The organism is Achromobacter sp. SX5, assembly GCF_056711425.1.
Genome location: NZ_CM160041.1, coordinates 2,130,947 through 2,155,376, shown reverse-complemented (window position 1 = coordinate 2,155,376; position 24,430 = coordinate 2,130,947). Strand labels below are relative to the sequence as shown.

Here is a 24,430-nt window from a genome sequence, read left to right as displayed (position 1 = left end):
CAAAGGCCCTCTCCGGCCGTCAACCTATGGTCATGAGGCTGGCGTTGCCGCCGGCCGCGGCCGTGTTGACGCTGACGGAACGCTCGGCCAGGAGACGTTCCGGCACGTAGGCCGCGCCCGCCGCGATCGCGTCCGGCGTCAGGCCCTGCACCGACAGAATGGCGCCGGGGCGCTGCGCGATGCGCCGGTTCAGCGCCTGCAGCGCGTCGCCGTCGCCTTCGAACAGCACGGCCTGGTAGTCGGCCTGGTCCACGTCTTCGTCGGCCAGGATGCCCGCGCGTTCGCGCTGCTCGGCGTCCAGGCTCTGCAGCAGCGCCTGCGCGGCCGGCGTATCGGCGAACCAGGCATGGTTGCCGGTAAGCCGGGCCACCGACCATTGGGCGCGCGCGCCGGCCTCGGTGGCGGCCACGCAATACACGGCGCCGCGCGGCTCGACCACGTAGGTATTGGTCTCGCCGGTCGGGCCGGGCAGCGCCAGCCGCTGCGGCAGCGGCGCCGAGGCGTCCAGCGCCGGCGGCAGGCCGGCCGGACGGGTGGCCAGCAGACGGTACATATACAGCGGGCCGCCGGCCTTGGGGCCGGTGCCGGACAGGCACTCGCCGCCGAAGGGCTGCACGCCCACCACGGCGCCGACGATGTTGCGGTTGACGTAGACGTTGCCCGCCATGACCTGGCCGGTCACGTGCGCGATGGTCTCGTCGATTCGGGTATGCACGCCGAAAGTCAGGCCGTAGCCGGTGCCGTTGATGGCCTCGAGCAAGCCGTCCAGCTCGTCGCGCTTGTAGCGCACCACATGCAGCACCGGGCCGAACACTTCGCGCGTGAGTTCGCCGATGTCGTCGATCTCGATCAGCGTGGGCGGCACGAAGGTGCCGTGGCGGCATTCGCCGTTCAGCTCCACCTGGTCCACGCGGTGGCCCGCGGTGCGCAGGGTTTCGATGTGGCGCTGGATACCGTTGCGGGCCTCGGCGTCGATCACCGGTCCCACGTCCACCGACAGCCGGTCGGGATTGCCCACGCTGAGTTCGCGCATGGCGCCGCGCAGCATGGTCAGCACGTGGTCGGCGCTGTCTTCCTGCACGCACAGCACGCGCAGCGCCGAACAGCGCTGGCCGGCCGAGTCGAAGGCCGAGGTCAGCACGTCGTACACCACCTGTTCGGCCAGCGCGGAGGAATCGACCACCATGGCGTTCTGGCCGCCCGTCTCGGCGATCAGCGGAATGGTGTGGCCGGCGTCGTCCAGGCGCTCGGCCAGCGTGCGCGAGATGATGCGCGCCACGTCGGTGGAGCCGGTGAACATCACGCCGCGCACGCCGGGGCTGGCCACCAGCTGGGCGCCCACGGTTTCGCCGCGGCCGGGCAGCAGCTGCACGGCGCCGGGCGGCACGCCGGCGGCGCGCAGGATGGCCACCGCCTGGGCCGCGATCAGCGGGGTCTGCTCGGCCGGCTTGGCCAGCACCGTGTTGCCGGCGGCCAGCGCGGCCGCGACCTGGCCGGTGAAAATGGCCAGCGGGAAGTTCCACGGGCTGATGCACAGCACGGTGCCCAGCGGGCGGTGCGTGTCGTTGTCGAATTCGCTTTCGGCCTGGTCGGCGTAATAGCGCAGGAAGTCCACGGCCTCGCGCACCTCGGCGATGGCGTTGGGCAGCGACTTGCCGGCTTCGCGCACGATCAGGCCCAGCAGGGTCTGCATCTGCTCTTCCAGCAATTGCGCCGCGCGGCGCAGGCACTGGGCGCGCTCGGCCACCGGCGTGGATTGCCAGATGGGCGCGGCGTTGGCGGCGTCGCGCAGCGCGGCCTCGGCCTCTTCGGGGCTGGCCTCGATGACGTGGCCCACCAGGTCGCGCAGATTGGCGGGGTTGCGGACCTCGACGGCGCGGGTCGCGTCCCAGGTCTCGCCGCCCTCGCCCAGCATGGGCGCGGCGCGCCACGGCATCGAGGCGCTGGCCAGCAGCGCCGCCGACAGCGAGCCCAGGCGGTGCTCGTTGCTGAGGTCCAGGCCGGCGGAGTTGGCGCGCGCGCCGGCCTGAGGATCGCCGTAGAGTTCGCGCGGCAGCGGGATCTTCTCGTGCGGCGCGCCCAGCGGCGCGATGCGCGAGGCGGCCTCGACCGGATCGGCCACCAGCTGCTCCACCGGAATGCTGTCGTCGCCGATCAGGTTGACGAACGAGGTGTTGGCGCCGTTTTCCAGCAGGCGGCGCACCAGGTAGGCCAGCAGGGTTTCATGCGTGCCCACCGGCGCGTAGATGCGGCACGGGCGGTTCAGCTTGCCCTGCGCCAGCGGCCCCACCACTTCGTCGTAGAGCGGCTCGCCCATGCCGTGCAGGCACTGGAACTCGTACTGGCCGGGATAGTAGTTCTGGCCGGCCAGGTGGTAGACGGCCGCCAGCGTGTAGGCGTTGTGCGTGGCGAACTGCGGGTACACCGCCTCGGGCGCGCCCAGCAGCTTGCGGGCGCAGGCCAGGTAGGCCACGTCGGTGTAGACCTTGCGCGTGTACACCGGATAGCCTTCCAGGCCGTCGACCTGGGCGCGCTTGATTTCGGTGTCCCAGTACGCGCCCTTGACCAGCCGCACCATCACGCGGTGGCGGCTGCGCCGGGCCAGGTCGATCACGTAGTCGATGACGAAGGGCGCGCGCTTCTGGTAGGCCTGGATCACGAAGCCGATGCCGTTCCAGCCGTCCAGCTCCGGCTCGAAGCACAGCGCTTCCAGCAGGTCGAGCGAGATTTCCAGGCGGTCCGCTTCCTCGGCGTCGATGTTCAGGCCGATGTCGTAGCTGCGCGCCAGCAGGGTCAGCGCCTTGACGCGCGGCAGCAGCTCGGCCATGACGCGCTCGCGCTGGGCGCGCGAATAGCGCGGATGCAGCGCCGACAGCTTGATCGAGATGCCCGGGCCTTCATAGATGCCCCGGCCGGCGGCGGCCTTGCCGATCGCGTGGATGGCCTGCTCGTACGAGGCGTAGTAGCGCTCGGCGTCCTCGGCCGTGGTGGCGGCCTCGCCCAGCATGTCGTACGAGTAGCGGAAACCGCGCGATTCCATCTTGCGGTTGTTGGCCAGCGCCTCGGAAATCGTCTGGCCCGACACGAACTGCTCGCCCATCATGCGCATGGCCATGTTCACGCCCTTGCGCACCAGCGGCTCGCCGCCCTTGCCGATCAGGCGGGTCAGCGCGTGCGACAGCGACTGCTCGCTGCTGACCGCGACCAGCTTGCCGGTAATCATCAGGCCCCAGGTGGCGGCGTTGACGAACAGCGACTGCGAGCCGCCCATGTGCGACTTCCAGTCGCCGCGCGCCACCTTGTCGCGGATCAGCGCGTCGCGCGTGGCGCGGTCGGGGATGCGCAAAAGCGCCTCGGCCAGGCACATCAGGGCCACGCCCTCCTGGCTGGACAGCGAGAATTCCTGGATCAGCCCCTCCACGCCGCCGCCGCTGCGCTTGCCGCGCAGCTTCCTGACCAGGTCGGCGGCCATCGCGTGGATTTTTTCCAAGTTGGGCATGCGCGCCTGGCCCAACAGCAGCGGCACGCATTCCGGTTCAGGACGGCGGTAGGCCGCCGTGATGGCCGCGCGCAGCACCGATTGCGGCTGCACGTCCTGGCCGAACTCGTAGAACGGCGGCGTGGGCGCGGCGTGCCCGTCGCCCGACTCGTCCTCGCCGTCGCCGTCGGCGCCCAGGTGCGACATCTCGGCCGGCAGCTGGCCGCGCTCGATGCGGTCCAGGTACGCGAGTATCGCCTGCTTGTGCAGCCAGTGCGGGGTGCAGTTGAGCTTTTGCGCGGCGGCCTTGAGCCGGTCGCGCAGCGCGTCGTCGACTTTGACGCCTAGGGTCGTGCTGGCCATGAGAGATTGCTTCCTGTCACAGGGCAGAGTTCGTTCGGGCCCGACCGGGCCCTGGGAGTGGAACCGGACTGGAGCCGGATTCGAACCGTATGCTAGACAGGTTGCAACCGCGCATATATTGCGGTTAACCCTAGGTTAACCGCTTGAGAACTACCGGATTTCGGAAAAATCCGGGAGTCAGTCCTTGAGCGCCGAACAGCCGTACATCTGGACCGCGCCCGATCCCGCCGGGGTCTGCCCCCGGATGGCCGTCGCGATGGCCCCGCCCAGGGCGGCCACGGCGCGCTGCTGCGCGGCGATCAGCGCCGGCACGCCGGCGTCGGCCACGGTTTCGGTCACCACGCTGCGGCACAGCAGCCCCGTGCCCTTCATGTTGACCGGCCGCACCCGCCAGGTGACGTCGAGCTGCGCCATGCGGCCAGAGACCAGTTCAAAGCGCTGCACGTCGGTCTGCACCCGCCAGGTGGCGGCGCCCGGCCCGGGCTTGACCATCTGCACGTCCAGCGCGCCCAGCTCGCGCTTGAGCGCGTCTGACAGCGCGCCGCGCAGTTCGTCGCCCAGCGGCGCGCTCCAGCGCTCGGAATACAGCGCCGACAGGCTGCCGTCACCGGTGCGCACCATCAGCTGGGGCTGGTCGGCCTGGGTCGGCACGTTGACCGGCTGCACGTCGATCAGGTAGGGAGCGGAAGCGCCGGCGCCGGCGCCGCCCGGCGCGGCCGGGCCTTGTAGCGTGTAGTAGTTCACCGGCGCCGAGGCGCCGCAGCCCGCCAGCGCGGCCGACAGGAGCAGCGAGGACAGGGCCGCGCGCGGGCGGGTACAGCGGAATGGGCGTCTATTCATGGGTATCAGTTCCTGACAGGACCGGCGCCTGGAATCGGGTCTGGACCGCGGCCGCGCAGCAGGGCCTCGGGGTTGGCTTGCAGGAAATCGGCCAGCGCGCGCAGCGAACGCGCCGCGCGTCCCAGCTCCTGCATGGCGCGCTCCGTGTTCACCGGCAGCGAGGAGTCGGAGGCCAGCAGCGAGTTGATCTGCGCCATCGAATCCCTGGCCTGTTTCAGCATCTTCTGCGCCTCGGGCGCCACCTGCTTGTCGAGCCGGCCCATCAGCTTGGAGGTGCTGGCCAGCGTGGCGCGCAGGTCTTCGCCGATCTTGTCGAACGGAATCTTCTCGACCTTGGCGATGATGTTGCTGACTTGCTGCTGCAGCTGGTCGAGGTTGCCCGGCACGGTCGGTATCTGCGCCGGCTCGGAATCGACGAACTCGACCGGCTTGGCGTTCGGGAAGAAGTCCATCGCCACGTAAAGCTGGCCGGTCAGCAGGTTGGCGGTGCGCAGCTGGGCGCGCAGGCCGTGCTTGATCATGCTGCCCAGCAGGCGGTTGCCGGCCACGTCGCCGTTCTGGACGGCGCGCTCGCGCACCTCGTCGAACACGCGGCCCAGGCGTTCCGGATACAGCGTGGCGTCCACCAGCGAGTAGAAGCGCTTGGCCTGCGGATCGAAATCGAGGTTGATCTGCGTGACGTTGCCCAGCGTGATGCCGCTGAAATCGATGGGCGCGCCCACCGTCAGGCCGCGGATCGACTGGTCGAAGCGCAGGCGGATCGGGAAGGCCTCGCCGTCCGGGTTGGCCTTGGCCGCGGTCTCGGTGGGATAGAGTTCGAATTCGGTATCGTCGGCGGCCGGCGTGCCGGAATCGCGCGTGTTCAGCACCGGCTCGAACGCCACGCCGCCCATCGCCATCGACACCAGCGACTGGGTGCGCACCTTCAGGCCGTCGGCGTTGACGCTGAAATCCACGCCGCTGGCGTTCCAGAAGCGCGTGGCGTTGGTGACGAACTTGTCGTTGGGCGCGTCCACGAACACCTCGACGTTGACGGCCTTGCCGGTCTGGTCCAGGGCATAGCCGATGACGCGGCCGACGTTGATGCGGCGGAAATAGACCGGCGAGCCGATGTCCAGCGACCCCAGGTCGGCCGCCTTGAGCTTGAAGCGCTTGCCGGCGCGGTCGTGGGTGACCGCGGGCGGCACTTCCAGCCCTTCGAATTCCAGCTTGGTGGCCTTGTTGCCGTTCTTGCCTTCCTCGGCGTCCACGCCGATGTAGGCGCCCGACAGCAAGGTGCCCAGGCCGGAGACGCCGCTGACGTCCAGGCGCGGGCGCACCACCCAGAAATTGGTGCCTTCCCGCGCCAGGTCCGAGACTTCCTTGGCCAGTTCGGCGCGCACCACCACCTTGCTGCGGTCTTCGTTGAAGCCGATGGCGCGCACGGTGCCGATGGTCACGTCCTTGTAGCGCAGCTGGGTCTTGCCGACTTCCAGCCCTTCGGCGGTGTTGAACGAAATGGAGATGTCCGGCCCGGCCTGCATCCAGGTCCGCACGACCAGCGACAGGCCCATCAGCGCGGCCACGATGGGCACCAGCCAGATCCACGAGACGCGGCTTTTCTGCTTGCGCGAGATCGAGGGCGAAGCGAACGGTTCCTCGCCCGATCCGGGTGCTTGCTCGGACATCTATTCTTCCTTTTTAGTGGGAGGAGCCGAGGGTCGGCCCCCGTCCCCGCCCAATTTCCTAGCCCGTTTCCTGGCCCGCGCCAGCCGTCGGGCGGCGCCGGCTTTCGACCGGCGCCGATTCTATTTCACTTTGCGTTTCCAGGTCCCAGCTGCGGCGCAGGTCGAAGCTCATGGCCGACAGCATGGTCAGGATCACCACCACGCCGAAGGCCGCCGCGCCCGCCCCCGCGCTGATTTCCATCAGGCCCTGGAAATCCGCCAGCGCCGCCAGCAATATAACGACAAACACGTCCAGCATGGACCACTGGCCGATGAATTCCACCATCTGGTAGAGCCGGGTGCGCGGACGCAGGTTGGTGGTGCTGCGCCATTGCTCGGTGAGCAGCAGCAGGATGATCGCGAGCAGCTTGGTCAGCGGCACCGCCACGCTGGCGATGAAGACGATGAGCGCGATGTCCCAGGAGCCCATCTCCCACAGTTCGACCACGCCGCCCAGGATGGTGTGGGCGCTGTCGCCCAGCACCGAGCTGACCTTCATGACGGGCAGCACGTTGGCGGGAATGTAGAACACGATGGCCGCCAGCAGCAGCGCCCAGGTGCGCGCCAGATGGTCGGGCTTGCGGTGGTGCACCAGCGCGTCGCAGCGCACGCAATGATGCAGCGCCTCGGGGTCGGCCTCGCGCGGCAGCGCCTGCACCTGGCCGCAGACGTGGCAGCCGGTCAGCACCCGGTCGGGGCCGGCCTGCGGCACGTGCACCGGCACCACGCCGGTGTCTTCGGCGTAGCGCCACAGCGCATGCGGCGACAACCGCCCGAGCATGGTCAGCAGGATGGTGAGTATGCCGAAAGCGCCCAGCCCGATCCCGGGGGACACGGCCGCCATGCCCGCCAGCTTGACCACCGCCACCAGCACGCCGAGCAGGAACACCGGCACCATGCACCAGGGACGCAAGATACCCAGCAAGCGCATGGCAGGACGGAAAGCCAACGGCTCGCGGCCCCGCGAGAGCGGGCCCAGCACCCACAGCAGCACTCCCAGCTGCAAGAGCGGCAACGCGAAGCCGGCCAGGCCGGTCATGACGGCCACCACCCAGTGCCCCTGGCGCCAGGTGATGGAAATGGCGTCCAGCAGCGAGGCCTGCTGCGTCATGCCCTGCACGGACATGGACGCGACGGGATAGGCGTTGGCCACCCCGAACACGATCAGGGCGGCGATGGCGAGAGCCAGCCAATTGGACAAACTAAGCCCGCTGTAGCGCCACAGGGTGGCGCCGCAGCGGGCGCAATTGGCAGTCTCGTCAGGTTCGAGCTGATGCCGGCGATAGATGCTCGCGCAGTGTTCGCACTCGATCAGCGGCTGGCGGTCCGCGGTCATAGAGGGGGTTGCGTTGCCCTAGTCGACGAGCTCGACTTCCTGCTTGTCCGGCGCGTCCGAGGACGGCGGCTTGCCGTTGTCGTCGAAGCTCAGCGTGACCTTGCCTTCGTCGTCCAGGTCCACCGTGACCGTGCCGCCCTCGACCAGCTTGCCGAACAGCAGCTCGTCGGCCAGCGCGCGGCGGATGGTGTCCTGGATGAGGCGCTGCATGGGACGCGCGCCCATCAGCGGGTCGAAACCCTCCTTGGCCAGATGATCGCGCAGGCGCGTGGTGAACACAGCCTCCACGCGGCGCTCGTGCAGCTGGTCTTCGAGCTGCATCAGGAACTTGTCCACCACGCGCAGGATGATCTCGCGGTCCAGCGCCGCGAACGGGATGATCGCGTCCAGGCGGTTGCGGAACTCGGGCGTGAACATGCGGCGGATCTCGGCCATTTCGTCGCCGACCACGCGCGAGTTGGCGAAGCCGATGGACGGACGGTTCAGCGTCTCGGCGCCCGCGTTCGTGGTCATGATGAGGATCACGTTGCGGAAATCCGCCTTGCGGCCGTTGTTGTCGGTCAGCGTGCCGTGGTCCATGACCTGCAGCAGGATGTTGAACACGTCCGGATGCGCTTTTTCGATTTCATCGAGCAGCAGCACGCAGTGCGGCTGCTTGGTGATGGCCTCGGTCAGCAACCCGCCCTGGTCGAACCCGACATAGCCGGGAGGCGCGCCGATCAGGCGCGACACGGCGTGGCGTTCCATGTATTCCGACATGTCGAAGCGCAGCAGCTCCACGCCCAGCGTGAACGCGAGCTGGCGGGCCACTTCGGTCTTGCCCACGCCGGTGGGGCCGGAGAACAGGAAGGCGCCGATGGGCTTTTCCGGCTTGCCCAGGCCCGAACGCGCCATCTTGATGGCGGCCGACAGGGCCTCGATGGCGTTGTCCTGGCCGAACACCACGGTCTTGAGGTCGCGCTCCAGCGTGGCGAGCTTGCTGCGGTCGTCGTTGGAGACGGACTGCGGCGGGATGCGCGCGATCTTGGAGACGATGTTTTCGATGTCGACCTTGCCGATCACCTTCTTCTGGCGCGAGCGAGGCAGCAGGCGCTGCGCGGCGCCGGCCTCGTCGATCACGTCGATGGCCTTGTCGGGCAGGTGGCGGTCGTTGATGAAGCGCGCCGACAGTTCGGCGGCGGCCGACAGCGCCGCGGCCGAGTAGCGCACGCTGTGATGTTCCTCGAAGCGGCTCTTCAGGCCGCGCAGGATCTGCACGGTCTGTTCGACGCTGGGCTCGGGCACGTCGATCTTCTGGAAGCGGCGCGACAGCGCGTGGTCTTTCTCGAAGACGCCGCGGTATTCGGTATAGGTGGTCGCGCCGATGCACTTGAGCTGCCCGGACGACAGGGCCGGCTTCAACAGGTTGGACGCGTCCAGCGTGCCGCCCGAGGCCGAACCGGCCCCGATCAGCGTGTGGATTTCGTCGATGAACAGGATGGCGTCGGGATTGCCGCGGATCTGCTTGAGCACGCCCTTCAGGCGCTGTTCGAAATCGCCGCGGTACTTGGTGCCGGCCAGCAGCGCGCCCATGTCCAGCGAATAGACCTGGGCGGCCTGCAGGACCTCGGGCACTTCGCCGCGCGTGATGCGCCAGGCCAGGCCCTCGGCGATGGCGGTCTTGCCCACGCCGGCCTCGCCGACCAGCAGCGGATTGTTCTTGCGGCGGCGGCACAGCACCTGGATCACGCGCTCGACTTCGTGCTCGCGCCCGATCAGGGGGTCGATGCGCCCGGCCAGCGCGGCCGCGTTCAGGTCGGTCGCGTACTGGTCCAGCGGCGACTGGCGCGAGTCGCCCTGGTCTTCACCATTGGTCTGCTGCTCTTTCTGCACGGCGGCGGACTCCACCTGGGGCTGTTTGGTAATGCCATGCGAGAGGAAGTTGACGACGTCGAGCCGGGTGACGCCCTGCTGCTGCAGGTAGTACACGGCGTGCGAATCCTTTTCGCCGAAAATGGCCACGAGCACGTTGGCGCCGGTTACCGGCTTCTTGCCGGTGCCGCCGGCCGACACGTGCATGATCGCGCGCTGGATCACGCGCTGAAAACCCAGCGTGGGCTGGGTGTCTACTTCGGCGCCGCTCGGAATCACGGGCGTGTTTTCCGAGACGAACTGGCGCAGGTTGCGGCGCAGCTCGTCCAGGTTCGCGGCGCAGGCGCGCAGAACCTCGACAGCCGAAGCGTTGTCGAGCAGCGACAACAGCAGGTGCTCGACGGTAATAAATTCGTGCCGGGCCGAACGGGCCTCGACAAAAGCCATATGCAGGCTGACTTCAAGCTCTTGGGAAATCACGCTTCCTCCGTGACGCATCGAAGCGGTCAAATACACGATTCATATTCTATGCCGATCAGGGCGTAACGCCAGCGATTTCAAAAACCACGCTGTCGTGGCGGCCGTGCGCATCCATGACAGTAAGCGTATACCGGCCGTCTCTGGCCAGCACTAACTTGAATGGATGACCCGACGCGCCCTCGCTCACCACGCGCCCGTCGAGCATCCACCATACAACGCCCTCGGCTCCTTGCACATCCACATCTACCGCCACCTCGCGCCCGCCGGGCACGGGCCGCAGCACCGAACCGGTCGCCACGCCCTGCAGGCGCACGGGCGCCTGCGAGGTGTCGGCGTAGCCCGCGAACGACGGCGGCGCGGTTTCGTTCAGTATCCACGCCGCCCGCTGTTCCGGACATTCGCCGGACGGCACGCTGCCCAGTCTGTAACCCAGCGGCCAGCAGATCACGGCGGACTGCACCGTCGCCGGCCGGACGCGGGCCTGGGGCGCGCCTTCCGGCAATGCCGCCACGATGTCCTGCAGCAGCGGCGCGGCCACGTTGGCGCCGAAAAACCCCGGGTTGGGCGTGCCGTCGGGACGGCCGACCCAGACGCCCAGCGTCCACCTGTCGGTCACTCCGACGGCCCAGGCGTCCCGGAATCCGAAACTCGTCCCGGTTTTCCAGGCCAGTTGCCGGGCCGGGCTGCCGGCGTTGTAGAACGGCCGGTCGGGGTGGCCGCCGCCCTCCAGAATATCGCGGACGATCCAGGCGGCCCCAGGGCTCATCATACGGGACTCGACCCGCGGCTGCTCCGGCCGCAGGCGGGGACGGCCCGAAATGCCGCCCCGTGCCAGGGCGCGATATGCGCCCACCAGTTCTTCCAATGTGGTGCCGCCCCCGCCCAAAATCAAGCTCAGATTGGGCTCGGCGCCGGCCGGCAATCGTAACCGCACCCCGCCCGACAGCATGGACGCGGCGAAACGGGTCGGGCCGACCCGGTCCAGCAGATCCACCGCCGGCACGTTCAGCGAGCGCTGCAAGGCCTGCGCCACGCTGATCGGCCCGGCGAAGGCCGCCTGGAAATTGCCCGGCGCGTAACCGCCGAAGGACATCGGGGCGTCGATCAGCAGGCTTTCGGAATGGATCAGGCCCTCGTCCAGCGCCTGGGCGTACAAAAAGGGCTTGAGCGTCGAGCCCGGCGAACGCACGCCGCGCACCATGTCCACGTGGGAATAGCGGGTGGCGTCCGAGAAGTCGGCGGAACCGGCGTAGGCCTTGACCTCCAGCGTGTCGTTGTCCATGACGAGCACCGCCATGGACACCTTGGGCGGCAGGCTGTCGACCCGGTCCAGCAGCATGTGCTCCACCGAGGTCTGCATGTCGGCGTCCAGGGTGGAAGTCACCAGGGGCGGACGCGCGCCGGTCCGGCGGGCGCTGGTGCCCGCCTCCTGCAACAGGCGCTGCGCGGCCAGCGGCGCCAGCCAGCGGGCGCGCAGCGGCGGCGCCACCACGCGCTCGATCTTGGCGTCGGCCACTTCGGCCGGGGTCCAGCGGCCCAGCTCGACCATGCGGTCCAGGACCTTGTCGCGCGCGGCCTGCGCGGCCTCGGGGTGGCGGTCGGGGCGCAGCCGCGACGGGGCCTGCGGCAAGGCGGTCAGCATCGCCGCCTCGGCGGGGCTCAGGTCGCGCGCCGGCTTGCCCAGCCACAGGCGCGAGCCCATCTCCACGCCCTCGACGATGCCGCCCATCGGCGCGTGGGTCAGGTACAGCGACAGGATCTCGTCCTTGCTGTAGTGCATTTCCAGCTGCACCGCGCGCCAGGCCTGGCGCAGCTTGGCCGACAGCGAACGCGAGGGCTTGCCGGCCAGCTCGGGGTCGATCAGGCGCGCGACCTGCATGGTCAGCGTCGAGCCGCCCGAGACGATGCGCCGGTTGGTGGCCCACTGCCAGCCGGCGCGCGCCAGCGCCACCGGATTGATGCCGGGGTGCCAGTAGAACCAGCGGTCCTCGTAGGTCAGCAGAGTTTCCAGATAGCGCCCGGACACCTGTTCCGGCCGCACCGGATAGCGCCAGATGCCGTCGCGGCTGGGATAGTTGCGCAGCGGCGTGCCGTCGGCGGCCACCACCACGGCGGCGCCGCCCGAGTCCACGGCAGGCAGGGGATACAGGCGGTCGAACGCGAATAGCAACGCGGCCAGCGCAAACAACGCGCTGGCCGCGAAGATTCCGCGCCGCCGCCAGCGGTGGGCGCGCTGCGCGCCCGCCGCCGGGGTGGCGGCGGCGTTCAAGGACGCCTGGCGCCGCGGTCGCGGATCTCTACCGTGCTCCATTGCTCGCCTACGCCCCGGATTTCCGGCCGATACATGTCTTCGGCCACCGTCGACGGCACCGCGTAGCGGCCCGGCGTCACCACCCGCACCAGGTAGAACACGTCCACCTTGCCGCGGCCCAGCGCCACCGCGGCCACGTAGCGGTCATCGCGGAACTCGCGGTGCTTGATGTTGGGATCGGCCATCGCGTCGGCCACGCGCCGCCCGCCGATGGTCCAGTCCTGCATCTCGGGGCTTTGCGACAGGTTCAGGTTTTCCACCTCGAAGCCGGCCGGCACGCGGTCGACCAGCAGCGCGTCCGGGATGTTCTGGTTGGCGCCGGCCTGCAGCCAGACCACCAGCATGTCGCCGGTCTGCAAGGTGCCGCCGTCCCACGGACGGCCGTCCGGACGGTACCAGCCGCGCTTGAGCTGGATGATGTCGTTGCGCGGCGCCGGCGCCGAGGTCGGGCTGCCCTGGATGTCGTACTCGACGAACAGGGACTGGCTGCCGGTGTTGGTCAGCTGCATGCCGGCCAGGTCGGCCACCGACAGCGCCACGGTCTGGTCGCTCTTGCCGCCGGCCAGCGGCTTGCGCACGCCGTTGACCGTCAGGGCGGCCTCCCAGGGCGTGGACTTGTCGCCGCCGAGGGCGCGCGCGGCCAGCAGCAGCGACATCTGCTCCTGGGTCGACAGGTACGAGCGGTTGCCCAGGCGGCTGGCCAGCTGGCCGACCAGGTTGTCCAGGCCGTCGTGGCGCAACTGGTACTGCTGCGCCAGCGCATAGCCCAGCGCGTAGTCGCGCACGCTGCTGCCGTAGTCCCCCAGCCACTCGTCGTAATAGGCGCTGTTGCGGCGCTGGTGGATGCCGTAGTCGCGCGACACGGCCAGGTCGAGCGCGGACTTCATGCGCCCTTCGTCGCCCATCAGCTTGAAGGCGGCCGCCAGCTGGATCAGCGGCAGCGGCGAACGCGCGCGTTCCTGGTAGTTGTCGAACAGCTGGCGCACGGTCGACAGCGGCGCCTTGTTGTCGCGCGCCAGCGCCAGCACCGCGGTGGCCAGGCCGGCAAAGCGGCGGTGGTCTTCGCGCAGGATGTTGGCGTCGCTGGCGTCGAGACGCCCCGATTCAAGGTTGCGCTTGAGGTTGGCCGACCAGGTGCCGAACGCGCCGGCGCTCTGCTGCACCTGTTCCAGCAGCCACTGGCGCGAACGCTCCAGCGAAGCCTCCGGCACTTCGAAGCCGTGGTCGCGGGCGTCCTGCAGGAAGCCCACGGCGTAGCCCGTCAGCCACACGTCGCGCGAGGACGAGCTGCTCCACAGGTTATAGGAGCCGGCCGCGTTGCGCATGCCCGCCAGGCGGCCGATGGCGCCGGCCACCTTGGCCGCGCGTTCGGTCTGGCTGCGCGGCTTGAGGCCGAACTGCTTGGCCCCGTCCTCGTCGATCAGCACCCACGGCAGGGTCGCGCTGATGGTCTGCTCGGTGCATCCGTAGGGATAGTTGAGCAGGCCTTCGACCAGGCGGTTGACGTTGAACGGCGGACGGTTCGACACCGACATGCTGACGGTGGTGGAGTCCGGGTAATAGGAAGCCACCCACGAAGCCTGCGGCGTGTTCGATTCGCCCGGATTCAGGCGCAGGCGCCGCACCTGGCGCTCGGCCGCGTAGGCCGGCTGCACCTGCAGCACCGATTCGCGCACGATGTGCACGGGCTTGCCGCCGCCCTGCCCGTCGACGGTCAGGCGCATCAGGCCCAGACCGTACGAGCCGGTGGTGCTGGCGGTAAAGCGCAGCGTGGTGCGCTGCTTGTCCTTCAGCGTGACGCTCTTGACGCCGTCGACGATGGCCAGCGGGTCCAGCGCCTCAAGCTTGACCGTCACCTTCTGCTCGGCGCCGCTCATGTTGGTGACGTCCAGCGCAATCGCAGCCTGGTCGCCCGGCGTGATGAAGCGCGGGGTGTTCAGTTCCGCCACGATGGGCGCGGCGACCACCATTTCGGCATCGGCGCTGCCGTAGTTGTCGGGCGTGAAGGCCACCGCCATCAGGCGCAGCGTGCCGTTGAAGTCGGGCAGGTCCAGCGGGATGTCGGCCTCGCCCTGCTCGTTCAGCCTGACCGGGCCGGAGAACAGGTCGACCAGCTTGACCTTCTTGGGCAGGCTCTTGCTGTCGCCGCGCATGGCGGCGTCGCCGCCCCACTTCAGCTTGCCCTTGGTGCCGTCCATCTTCTCGATCAGCTTGCCGTACATGTCCAGCAGTTCGGGCGCGTAGCGGTGCTTGCCGAAGAAGTAGTCCAGCGGATCGGGCGTCTTGTACTGGTTGATATTGAGGATGCCCACGTCGACCGCGGACAGCGTGACCGTGGCCTGCTTGCCCTGGGCGCCGTCGACCTTGACGCGCACGTTGGTCTTGGTCTCGGGCACCGTCTTGGCGGCGGCCGTGAGCTTGACGTCGAGCTTGCGGTCGGCGCTGGCGATCGGCAGGAAGGTCAGGCCCAGCGCGCGCGCCGGGGTCACGCGGTCGCCCTCGCTGCCGGGCCGGAACACGGCCGCGGCGATGTACAGGTCATGCCGCTTCCAGGTCTTGTCCACGGGGATCTCGACCTGCGTGCCGGAGGCCTTCACGGCCACCCACGACGACCACAGCATGCGGTCGCCTTCCACCGTGATGAGGGCCTGGCCGTCATGCGGCGGGGTCAGGGTCAGCTTGACCGTGTCGCCCGGCTTGGCCGGCGCGCCTTCCAGTTTCATCTGCACGCGGTCCGGGCGGTTGCCCATGGCGTCGGCGTCCTGCGCGTTCCAGCCGGCGTAGAAGCGGTAACGCATGGTCTCGCCGGTTTCCGGGTCGGCGATTTCCAGGCGGTAGCGGCCCCACTTGACCGGCAGGGTCAGCTGGGCGCGGTCCTTCAGCGCGATCTCGCGCGAATCCACCAGTTCCTCGGTTTCGGTATAGCCGCTGTTCCAGCCGCGCTGGTCGTCGAAGCGCCAGTAGTACTGGCGGTCCTCGCGGAACAGGCGCACCTGGGCCTGCGCCAGCGGGGCGATCTTGCCCTGGGCGTCCACGCGCAGCACCTCGAAGCCGGCCGGCGCGCCCTCGCGCGCCACGTCACTGTCGAACTGCGGACGCACGGCGATCAGGCGGTCGGCGGGCCAGACGCTGCGCTCGATGGAGCGCACCACCGGGCGGCCGCCCGATTCCAGCAGGCTGGCCGAGACCCGCACCTTCATCGGCGAATGCGTGCCGCCGGTGCGCGGATCGACTTCGAGCTGGCCACGGCCCTTGTCGTCCAGGGACGCCTCGGGCAGCTCTTCGAAATGACGGCGGGCATCGTCGGCCACGTCGCCGAAGATGAACCCGGGCCACTGCTGGGGCAGCGCGTAGCGGTCGCGCTTGACCTGGAAGCTGGACAGCAGCCGGTTGCCGGCCGCGGGCGCGCCATACAGATAGTCGCCCTGCACATCCACCGTCAGGGATTCTTCCGGACGCAGCACCTCCTGTTTGGAGGTCAGCGTCATCTTCATGCGTTCGGGCAGGAATTCCTCGACCTGGAACTTCCAGGACGCGTCCGGCGCGCGCGAGGCGGGGTCCACACGCAGCTCGAGCAGCCAGGTGCCGGTCTGGGCGTCCTGCGGCAGCTCGACGCTGCGTTCGACGTAGCCCGGCAGGTCCTTGGCCGGATGCCACAGCGTGCTCAGCACGGTGCGGCCGTCGGGCCGCTTGAGCGTGGCGGTCAGCGGCGACGGGCTCAGCATGCGGCCGTCCAGGTCGCGCGGCAGCACCGAAACGTTGAAGGTTTCGCCGGGACGGTACAGATTGCGTCCGGCGTAGACGAACAGGTTGTTGGGACGCGAGGTGTGGCCGCCGGTATCGAACTCGGACAGGTCCAGGGCCGGTTCGCCCAGCGCCAGCACCGTCATTTCCTTGTCGCGCGAGGCGCGGATGACGCGCGCATTGGCGAAGCTGCCATCGAAGCGGACGTGGCCCTGCCCGTCCGCGGCGGCCTTGGCCAGCGTCTTGCCGGCGCCGTCGACCAGTTCGAACACGGCGCCGGAGATCGCGGTGCCGTTCTTGAGCGAAACCGAATAGGCCTCGATGCGGTCCAGATAGCGGCGCGCATGCAGGCCGATGTCGCTGACGTAGAAATACGTCACCTGGTATTCATAGCGGAAGCGGCCGGGCTGGCTCATCACCGCCACATAGATGCCCGGCTCCTGCAATTCCTTGATGCCTTCGACCGGCAGGAAGGTCACATGGCGCCGGTTCGGCTTGTCGTCGGTGAGGAAGCGCCCCTGGTAGACGCTGGTCGTCAGCGTATTCAGGCGGTCCAGATCCCAGTTGCTGACCGAGCCCTTCAGGCTGCGGTTGTCCGAATAGCGCCATTCGTCTTCATAGTCGCTGCCTTCGTCGTCGGACGAGGAAGCGGTGTTGCGGCCGATGCCGAGCACGGTGTCGAACAGCTCCGGCACGCGCTCGGGCGCAACGCGCAGGAACTGCACGTCGACCTCGGACACGTTGACCGTGGCCACCGGCAGACCGCCGTTCTGGCCGGCCGGCAGCACCACGCCGCGGCTGGCGAAATAGAACGACGGCGGCATGGCCTGGGTCTGCACCTCGCAATGCGCCACCTGGGCCAGCTTGCCCGAGGCGCCCGCGCCGGGCAGCCCGACGCGCAGCGTCACGGCGTAGGAGCGCTGCGGCTGCACGTAAGGGAAATACACGACGCGCGGATTGTCGCCGACCACCCAGTTGCCCTTGACGATCTTGCCCTTGGGCGCCGGGTCTCCCGGGCGCACCGAAGCGGGCTGGTCGCCGGGCTGGGCGGCCGATTCGCTGTCTTCGTCGGCCTGGCCCGAGGCCGCGCCGGTATCGGTCACTTGCAGGAAAGCGTCCAGCTCGGCCTTGGCGTCAACGGGCTGGGTGAAGGTCACCGCCAGCGCCAGCGCGTCGTTGTACTGCCGCGGCTGGCAGGTCAGCGCCGCGAACGGATCGGCCTGGCCGACCTGCGCCGCGGCGGGCAAGGCCGGCTTGGCGTCGCTTACGCCCGGCGCCGGGGCCGGCTGCGATACCGCCGCCGGCGCGGGCGGGGCCGCCTGGCGTTCCTGGCCCATCCACCAGCCCAGGCCGATGGCGCCCGCCAATACCGCGACCCCGGCCGTCGCCAGCCAGGTCTTGCTGATCTTTCCACTCACGGCAAATCTCCCGCTTACTTTTAATATTGCGCAGCTTCTTTACGGCGAAGCTGCCGGCCGACTATCCCGCGCGCCTGGACGGCGCGCGGGCAACGCCGCCGGACACCTTAGTCCGGCAGAACAACGCCGCCATGACAGGCGGCGTGATCGATTCGGGAGTTCAGACCGGCTCCATTACGCACTGCAGGGGGTGCTGGCGCGCCCGCGCGTACTGCGCGACCTGCGCGATGCGCGTGGCCGCCAGATCGCGCGGATAGACGCCGCACACGCCGCGTCCCTCGTGATGCACCTGCAGCATGATCCGCGTCGCTTCTTCGTGATTTTTATTGAAGAACTTCTGCAGTACTTTCACGACGAACTCCATCGGGGTGTAGTCGTCATTGAGCAGCAAAACCTGGTACATCGGAGGCGGCGCAACGCGCGCCGGCGCCTTCTCGACGGCCAAATCGTGCTGGGTATCCAAGGTAGAACTCATAGGGCCGCTATTCTATTTAAACTGGGGACGGCTAGCATGTAACTTACGGAAAATTACATGCAGAAATGCGTAGTTTCCATACTTGACGCCGCGAAGAAAAGCGGCGCATTATCCACGCATTCTGGGGTTTTCAACGCATCGAAAATCTGCCAGGAAGCCGGAGGGGGGACAGAGGTCTAGACCGCAATGCCCTTCTGTCAACATACGATTCAATGAGGCAGTCCGCATGTCTGATACGACCGCTACCGCCGTCCAAGGGGACAATCCCAAATCGACGGGCACCGTCAAATGGTTCAACGATGCAAAGGGGTTTGGCTTCATTACGCCCGACGACGGCGGTGAAGATCTGTTCGCCCATTTTTCGTCCATCCAGATGAATGGTTTTAAAACCCTGAAAGAAGGCCAGAAAGTGGCCTTCGAGATTATTCAGGGGCCCAAAGGAAAACAGGCGCTGAATATCACTGCCGCCTGATTTACCCTTAAAGCGCAACCACAGGTTGCGCCATTATCGGGCGGGGCTCACGGGCCCCGCCTTGTTATTTTCTTCCTCCGCCTGGCCCATGTTCAAGAACGCTGCTTTGTTTTCCCTAGGTCGTACGCTGTCCGCATCACCGTTCTTCAGGGCCGCCGCGCTCATGCTGGCCACCGCCGCCGCGCTGCCCGCGGCCGCCCAGACCGGCCCGCAGCCTCCGCTGCCCACCGTCCAGATCTCCGCCGGCATCCATATTATCCGCGCGGAAGTGGCCGATTCGGACCAAACCCGCCGCGACGGCCTGATGTTCCGCCGCGAACTGCCGGGCAACGACGGCATGCTGTTCGTCTTCGAGCAACCGGACGTGCAGTGCTTCTGGATGCGCAACACGCTCTTGCCGCTCTCGATTGCCTTTATCGCCGACGACGGCACGATCGTCAACATCGAGGACATGGCGCCCCAGACCGAAGACCCCCATTGCGCCAAGAAGCCGGTGCGCTACGCCCTCGAAATGGCGCAGGGCTGGTTCAAGGACCACGGCATCGCAGCCGGCAAGAAGCTCGACGGCCTGCCCTGACGCGCGCGCCGCGCCCGCCCATGAAAAAGGGAGCTCCGCGAGCTCCCTTTTTCGTTGGACCCGGCGAGGTGTGCGGGTCCGGTCCGCGCTGGCTTAGACGCGCTCGATGATCATCGCGATGCCCTGGCCCACGCCGATGCACATGGTGCACAGCGCGTAGCGTCCGCCGGTGCGGTGCAGCTGGTTGATCGCGGTGGTGGCCAGGCGCGCGCCGCTGGCGCCCAGCGGATGGCCCAGGGCGATGGCGCCGCCGTTGGGGTTCACGCGCGGATCGTTGTCGGCGATGCCCAGCTGGCGCAGCACGGCCAGGCCCTGGGCGGCGAACGCCTCGTTCAGCTCGATCACGTCCATCTGTTCCAGCTTCAGGCCGGTCTGGGCCAGCACCTTGAGCGTGGCCGGCGCCGGGCCGATGCCCATGATGCGCGGGGCCACGCCGGCCGTGGCCATGCCGATCACGCGGGCGCGCGGGGTCAGGCCGTGGCGCGCGGCCGCCTTTTCGTCGGCCAGCAGCAGCGCGGCCGCGCCGTCGTTCACGCCCGAGGCGTTGCCGGCGGTGACGCTGCCGCCTTCGCGGACCACGCCCTTGAGCTTGGCCAGCGCTTCCAGGCTGGTTTCACGCGGGTGCTCGTCCTTGCTGACGACCACCGGGTCGCCCTTTTTCTGGGCGATGGATACCGGCACGATCTCGGCGTCGAAGAAACCTTCCTTCTGGGCGCGCGCGGTCTTCTGCTGGCTGGCCAGCGCGAACAGGTCCTGGTCTTCGCGGCTGATCTTGAAATCGTCGGCCACGTTCTCGGCCGTCTCGGGCATGGAGTCCACGCCGTACTGGGCCTTCATCAGCTTGTTGATGAAGCGCCAGCCGATGGTGGTGTCGTAGATGGCGGCGCTGCGCGAGAACGCGCTGTCGGCCTTGCCCATCACGAACGGTGCGCGGCTCATGCTTTCCACGCCGCCGGCCAGCATCAGGCCGGCTTCGCCGGCGCGGATGGCGCGGGCCGCGGTGCCGATGGCGTCCAGGCCCGAACCGCACAGGCGGTTGACGGTGGCGCCGGGCACTTCGATCGGCAGGCCGGCCAGCAGGGTCGCCATGCGGGCGACGTTGCGGTTGTCTTCGCCGGCCTGGTTGGCGCAACCCATGATGGCGTCGTCCAGCTCTTCCCAGCGCACGCCGGGATTGCGCGCGACCAGCGCCTTGATGGCTACGGCAGCAAGATCGTCGGGGCGCACCGGCGCCAGCGCGCCGCCATAGCGGCCGAAGGGGGTGCGGATCGCATCACAGATATAAGCATGCACGGTCATGGGAAGCTCGAAGTAAGTGAGGAAAAACCGGATCGGACGATCTTAACGCAGGGGCCGAGCACCAAGTTGGCGCGCCCGCTGGATGTCCGCGGCACGGACAGTGTCCAGCGGATGTTCACCTTCCTACTTCGCCGGCTGGCGGGCCGCGCGCGCGGCGTCCACGATGGCCTGCCGGCGGAACCGCCCGGCGGACAGGTGATAGAACGGCAACGGGCAGAACTGGCGCGACACCACCGAAGCCAGCAGCGAGGCCACCAGCAGCCAGAACAGCATGGGCTGGCTGCCGGTCATTTCCATCACCACCACGCTGGCCGTCAGCGGCGCCTGGGTGGCGGCGGCCAGGAAGGCGGCCATCGACAGCAGCACCAGCACGCGATGGTCCACGCCGTCGCCGGCCAATTGCCAGATGTGATGGCCGATGCCCGCGCCGGTGGTCAGGGCCGGCGTGAAGATGCCGCCCGGAATGCCCGCCCAGTACGACACCACCGTGGCCGCCAGCTTGGCCAGCCCGAAGCTGGCAGGCGCGGTGTCCTCGCCCGACAGCAGCCCGGCCGCCACGCCATAGCCGGTGCCGTACACCGTGCCTGCCGTGGCCAGCCCGATCGCGGCCAGCAGCAGGCCCATGGCGAAGGCCACCCAGATCGGATGCGCGCGCATCCAGGCGCGCCAGGATTGCGGCGAGCAGCCGGCCGCGCCCTTGCCCAGCAGGCGCCCGAACAGGCCGCCGGCCGCGCCGTTCAGCGCCGCGCAGATGAGCACCCAGGTGACCATGCCGTGGGCCAGCGGCGCGCCGCCGAAGACGCCGAAATACGGGTTGTTGCCCACCACCGCCACGACCAGGAAACCGGCGGCCAGCACGCCGATCAGCACCAGGCGCTGCCAGCGCAGCACGGTGCCGCGGCCCAGTTCCTCGATGGCGAAGATCACGCCCGCCAGCGGCGCGTTGAAGGCGGCGGCCAGGCCGCCAGCCGCGCCGGCGGCGATCAGCTCGTTGGCATGGAACCCGCGCAGCTGCACGCCGCGCCGCTTCCAGAAGTCGCCCCAGGCCAGCATCAGCGCGGCGCCGACCTGCACCGAAGGCCCTTCGCGGCCGATCGACGCGCCGGCCAGCATGCCGAAGAACGCCAGTGGGATTTTCCATAGCGTCTGCGCCAGCGACACCAGGCCGTTCTGGCCCGGACCGGGCGGCAGCGACAAGGCCCCGATCACCTGGGGAATGCCGCTGCCCGAGGCATTCGGCGCGTAGCGCAGCGTCAGCCAGCGCAAGGCCGCCATCGCCAGCGGCAGCACCACCAGCGCCAGCCAGCCGTTATGCGAGACCCAGGCGCGGTTCCATTCCAGCGCCAGATCGGCCAGCGACGCGAAGCCCAGCGACATCAGCGCCACCAGCCCGGCCCCGCCCAGCAGCAGCCCCAGCTGCACGCTCTTGCGCGACAGGCGGTTGATCTGGCGCACCTTGCGGTGCATCCAGCGGCGCGGGGCGGCCAGTATCCGGCGCAGGAAATCGGAGTGGGTCATGGCATGGCTGGCGGGTTTGCAACGCCGCCAACCTTAACATTGCCGCAGCCTCGCCGGGTCAGAAAGCCGACCAGTCCTCGCCGGCGCCTTGCAGGGCCGGCCGCGCCACGGGCAGCGCCGGCTTGCGCGCGGCCGGCACCGCGTGCGCCAGCCGCGCCTGCGCCGCGCTGGCCGTGCCGCCGGCCTCGACCTTGAAGCGGCGCACTTCCTGCGCCAGGCGGCCGGCCTGTTCCTGCATGCTGGCCGCGGCCGCGGCGGCTTCTTCCACCAGCGCCGCGTTCTGCTGCGTCACGGTGTCCATCTGCGCCACGGCCTGGTTGACCTGGCCGATGCCGGCCGACTGCTCTTCCGAGGCGCTGGCGATTTCGCGCACCAGCGTGGCGACCTGGCGCACGCTGTCGACCACTTCGCGCATGGCGCGGCCGGCCTCGTCGACCTGGCGCGTGCCGCCCTCGACGCGCACGGCCGATTCGTCGATCAAGGCCTTGATTTCCTTGGCCGCCACCGCCGAGCGCTGCGCCAGCGTGCGCACCTCGCCGGCCACCACCGCGAAGCCGCGGCCCTGCTCGCCCGCGCGCGCCGCCTCGACGGCGGCGTTGAGCGCCAGGATGTTGGTCTGGAACGCGATACCGTCGATCACGCCCGTGATATCGGCAATGCGGCGCGAACTGTCGGAGATCGCGCTCATGGTCTGGACCACGCCGTCGACCACTTCGCCGCCGCGCACCGCCACGCTGGAGGCCAGGTTGACCAGCCGGTCCGCCTCGCCGGCGTTGTTGGCGTTCTGCTGCACCGTGCTGGTCAGCTGCTCCATCGAGGCCGCGGTCTCCTCCAGCGAGGAGGCCTGCTCTTCGGTGCGCTGCGACAGGTCGGCGTTGCCCTGGGCGATCTGCGACGAAGCCGAGGCGATGCTTTCACAGCCGTCGCGCACGTCCTTGACGATGCGGGCCAGGCTTTCGTTCATGCTCTTCAAGGCGCTCATCAGTTCGCCGGTCTCGTCGCGCGAAACCACCTGGATGTCGGTGGTGAGGTCGCCCGCCGCCACCTGGCGCGCCGCCTTCACGGCCTGGTCCAGCGGACGCACGATGCCGCGCGTGACCAGCCAGCCCAGCAGCACGCCGAGCGCCACGCCGGCGACCGCCAGCGCGATCATGATGGCGCGCATCGTGCCGTACAGCTCCGTGCCCTGGCGCACCGTCTGCGCGGCGACGCCTTCCTTGCCCTGCGCCAGCGTGGTCATCAGGTCGTCGAGCTTCTGCGAGGCGGCGATCACGCGCGCCTTGATCTCGGCCGCGCCGGCCCCGCCCTGGACCGCGGCGAAGTAGGCGCTGGTCTCGCGCTTCCAGACCTGCTCGGTCTCGGCGAACTGCGCCAGCACGCGCCTGCCCTCTTCCGCATGGAAATTGGCGCTGGCCTTCTGCAGCAGCGCGTCCATGTTGGCGAGCGCGGTGTCGAACTGCTTGCGCTGCGCCTGGCGTTCCTGCTCGGTCGCGGCGGCCGGATAGCCGTTGAGCGCGCGGCCCGCGTAGATCAGGTTGATATTGGCTTCCTTGAGGTCCGAAAGCCCGCGCAGCTCGGTGTTGTAAAGCTGATCGTTCATGGCGTTGATGCGCGCCAGCCCCCAGACCCCGAAGGCCCCGATCGCGCCGCCTATGGCCGCGACCAGCAGAAACGCCCCTGACAGACGCGCGCCGATGCGCATGCCCGAAAATAACCGCAACATGTTTCCCTTCCCTGTAGTTCCCCCGGCTCATGGCGGGCATGCCGCAGTCCTGGACCCCGTGGTTCGGCCGCAGACCGGGCGCAACGATAGCGGCTCGCTCACTTGGGGATAACCCTGAGGAAGGGCATGTTTATTCTCGATATCCGGGCAATGAACCGGACGCGGAATAAAAAAACCCTTCGCCGGCAAGCGAAGGGTTTTTGCGGGGCGCGGCGCCAGCCGGCCCGTCAGCCTGAAGCCAGGGCTCAGGCGAAGTTCTTGGCCGCGAATTCCCAGTTCGCCAGGGCCCAGAAGTTCTCCAGGTACTTGGGACGGGCGTTGCGGTAGTCGATGTAGTAGGCGTGTTCCCACACATCACAGGTCAGCAGCGGCTTGTCGGCGGTGGTCAGCGGGGTGGCGGCGTTGCTGGTGTTGACGATGTCGACCGTGCCGTCGGCCTTCTTGACCAGCCAGGTCCAGCCCGAACCGAAGTTGCCGGCGGCCGACTTGTTGAACGCTTCCTTGAACGCGTCGAAGCTGCCCCACTTGGCGTTGATGGCGTCGGCCAGCTTGCCGGTGGGCGCGCCGCCGGCCTTGGGAGCCAGGCTGTTCCAGTAGAACGTGTGGTTCCAGACCTGGGCCGCGTTGTTGAAGATGCCGCCCGAGGACTTCTTGACGATGTCTTCCAGCGACAGCGATTCGAATTCGGTGCCGGGGATCAGGTTGTTCAGGTTCGTGACGTAGGTCTGATGATGCTTGCCATAGTGGAACTCCAGCGTTTCCTTGGAGATGTGCGGAGCCAGCGCGTCCAGTTCGTAAGGCAGGGGGGGAAGAGTATGTGCCATGTGAAAGTTCCTTCT

General features: G+C 68.6%; 14 protein-coding genes. 2 read left to right on the top strand and 12 right to left on the bottom strand.

The genetic code is table 11. The features are described 5' to 3' along the window. Window positions 1-19 precede the first annotated feature (19 nt). The 8 genes from putA to clpS form a co-directional block, all read right to left on the bottom strand. On the bottom strand, window positions 20-3,841 hold the full coding sequence (gene putA / locus AC1M14_RS10180) for a trifunctional transcriptional regulator/proline dehydrogenase/L-glutamate gamma-semialdehyde dehydrogenase (RefSeq protein ID WP_479731524.1): 3,822 nt from the start codon (window positions 3,839-3,841) through the stop codon (window positions 20-22). Between the two features lie 177 nt (window positions 3,842-4,018). Further along, window positions 4,019-4,681 (bottom strand): PqiC family protein, encoded by a 663-nt coding sequence (locus AC1M14_RS10175; protein ID WP_209165319.1) that lies wholly within the window; start codon window positions 4,679-4,681, stop codon window positions 4,019-4,021. A gap of 5 nt (window positions 4,682-4,686) precedes the next feature. Next, window positions 4,687-6,348, bottom strand: a complete 1,662-nt coding sequence (locus AC1M14_RS10170) for a PqiB family protein (RefSeq protein WP_102772166.1) — start codon at window positions 6,346-6,348, stop codon at window positions 4,687-4,689. 58 nt (window positions 6,349-6,406) lie between these two features. After that, complete coding sequence (locus AC1M14_RS10165) at window positions 6,407-7,723, bottom strand: paraquat-inducible protein A (protein WP_479731523.1); 1,317 nt, start codon at window positions 7,721-7,723, stop codon at window positions 6,407-6,409. Between the two features lie 18 nt (window positions 7,724-7,741). Continuing rightward, window positions 7,742-10,054 (bottom strand): ATP-dependent Clp protease ATP-binding subunit ClpA, encoded by a 2,313-nt coding sequence (gene clpA / locus AC1M14_RS10160; RefSeq protein ID WP_168202101.1) that lies wholly within the window; start codon window positions 10,052-10,054, stop codon window positions 7,742-7,744. A gap of 55 nt (window positions 10,055-10,109) precedes the next feature. After that, window positions 10,110-12,323, bottom strand: a complete 2,214-nt coding sequence (pbpC, locus tag AC1M14_RS10155; protein WP_479731522.1) for a penicillin-binding protein 1C — start codon at window positions 12,321-12,323, stop codon at window positions 10,110-10,112. After that, window positions 12,320-17,527: an alpha-2-macroglobulin family protein gene (locus AC1M14_RS10150; RefSeq protein ID WP_479731521.1), complete on the bottom strand. Its 5,208-nt coding sequence runs from the start codon at window positions 17,525-17,527 to the stop codon at window positions 12,320-12,322. The genes pbpC and AC1M14_RS10150 overlap by 4 nt, the downstream gene beginning before the upstream one ends. Window positions 17,528-17,687: 160 nt before the next feature. Then, window positions 17,688-18,002: an ATP-dependent Clp protease adapter ClpS gene (gene clpS, locus AC1M14_RS10145; protein WP_025135841.1), complete on the bottom strand. Its 315-nt coding sequence runs from the start codon at window positions 18,000-18,002 to the stop codon at window positions 17,688-17,690. Between the two features lie 226 nt (window positions 18,003-18,228). Between clpS and AC1M14_RS10140 the strand changes: the two genes are divergently transcribed. Both AC1M14_RS10140 and AC1M14_RS10135 read left to right on the top strand, forming a co-directional pair. Beyond that, complete coding sequence (locus tag AC1M14_RS10140) at window positions 18,229-18,474, top strand: cold-shock protein (protein ID WP_006220277.1); 246 nt, start codon at window positions 18,229-18,231, stop codon at window positions 18,472-18,474. Window positions 18,475-18,562: 88 nt separating this feature from the next. Then, window positions 18,563-19,051 carry a DUF192 domain-containing protein gene (locus tag AC1M14_RS10135; protein WP_168202100.1) on the top strand — a complete coding sequence of 163 codons (489 nt, stop codon included), beginning with the start codon at window positions 18,563-18,565 and terminating at the stop codon, window positions 19,049-19,051. A 93-nt stretch (window positions 19,052-19,144) separates the two neighbouring features. On the opposite strand, the gene pcaF is transcribed toward AC1M14_RS10135, so the two are convergent. From pcaF to sodB, 4 genes are all read right to left on the bottom strand, one after another. After that, window positions 19,145-20,350 carry a 3-oxoadipyl-CoA thiolase gene (pcaF, locus tag AC1M14_RS10130; RefSeq protein WP_479731520.1) on the bottom strand — a complete coding sequence of 402 codons (1,206 nt, stop codon included), beginning with the start codon at window positions 20,348-20,350 and terminating at the stop codon, window positions 19,145-19,147. A 123-nt stretch (window positions 20,351-20,473) separates the two neighbouring features. Then, the gene (locus AC1M14_RS10125) at window positions 20,474-21,868 is read right to left on the bottom strand and encodes a chloride channel protein (protein ID WP_479731519.1); all 1,395 of its coding nucleotides are present in this window, start codon (window positions 21,866-21,868) and stop codon (window positions 20,474-20,476) included. A gap of 58 nt (window positions 21,869-21,926) precedes the next feature. Continuing rightward, window positions 21,927-23,591 carry a methyl-accepting chemotaxis protein gene (locus AC1M14_RS10120; RefSeq protein ID WP_479731518.1) on the bottom strand — a complete coding sequence of 555 codons (1,665 nt, stop codon included), beginning with the start codon at window positions 23,589-23,591 and terminating at the stop codon, window positions 21,927-21,929. 245 nt (window positions 23,592-23,836) lie between these two features. Beyond that, window positions 23,837-24,415 carry a superoxide dismutase [Fe] gene (sodB, locus tag AC1M14_RS10115; RefSeq protein ID WP_102772174.1) on the bottom strand — a complete coding sequence of 193 codons (579 nt, stop codon included), beginning with the start codon at window positions 24,413-24,415 and terminating at the stop codon, window positions 23,837-23,839. Window positions 24,416-24,430: the final 15 nt, after the last annotated feature.

Coding starts and splice junctions, on each gene's coding strand:
- putA (WP_479731524.1), bottom strand. CDS start 3,841: ATGGCCAGCACGACCCTAGGCGTCAAAGTCGACGACGCGCTGCGCGAC.
- AC1M14_RS10175 (WP_209165319.1), bottom strand. CDS start 4,681: ATGAATAGACGCCCATTCCGCTGTACCCGCCCGCGCGCGGCCCTGTCC.
- AC1M14_RS10170 (WP_102772166.1), bottom strand. CDS start 6,348: ATGTCCGAGCAAGCACCCGGATCGGGCGAGGAACCGTTCGCTTCGCCC.
- AC1M14_RS10165 (WP_479731523.1), bottom strand. CDS start 7,723: ATGACCGCGGACCGCCAGCCGCTGATCGAGTGCGAACACTGCGCGAGC.
- clpS (WP_025135841.1), bottom strand. CDS start 18,002: ATGAGTTCTACCTTGGATACCCAGCACGATTTGGCCGTCGAGAAGGCG.
- AC1M14_RS10140 (WP_006220277.1), top strand. CDS start 18,229: ATGTCTGATACGACCGCTACCGCCGTCCAAGGGGACAATCCCAAATCG.
- AC1M14_RS10135 (WP_168202100.1), top strand. CDS start 18,563: ATGTTCAAGAACGCTGCTTTGTTTTCCCTAGGTCGTACGCTGTCCGCA.
- pcaF (WP_479731520.1), bottom strand. CDS start 20,350: ATGACCGTGCATGCTTATATCTGTGATGCGATCCGCACCCCCTTCGGC.
- AC1M14_RS10125 (WP_479731519.1), bottom strand. CDS start 21,868: ATGACCCACTCCGATTTCCTGCGCCGGATACTGGCCGCCCCGCGCCGC.
- AC1M14_RS10120 (WP_479731518.1), bottom strand. CDS start 23,591: ATGTTGCGGTTATTTTCGGGCATGCGCATCGGCGCGCGTCTGTCAGGG.
- sodB (WP_102772174.1), bottom strand. CDS start 24,415: ATGGCACATACTCTTCCCCCCCTGCCTTACGAACTGGACGCGCTGGCT.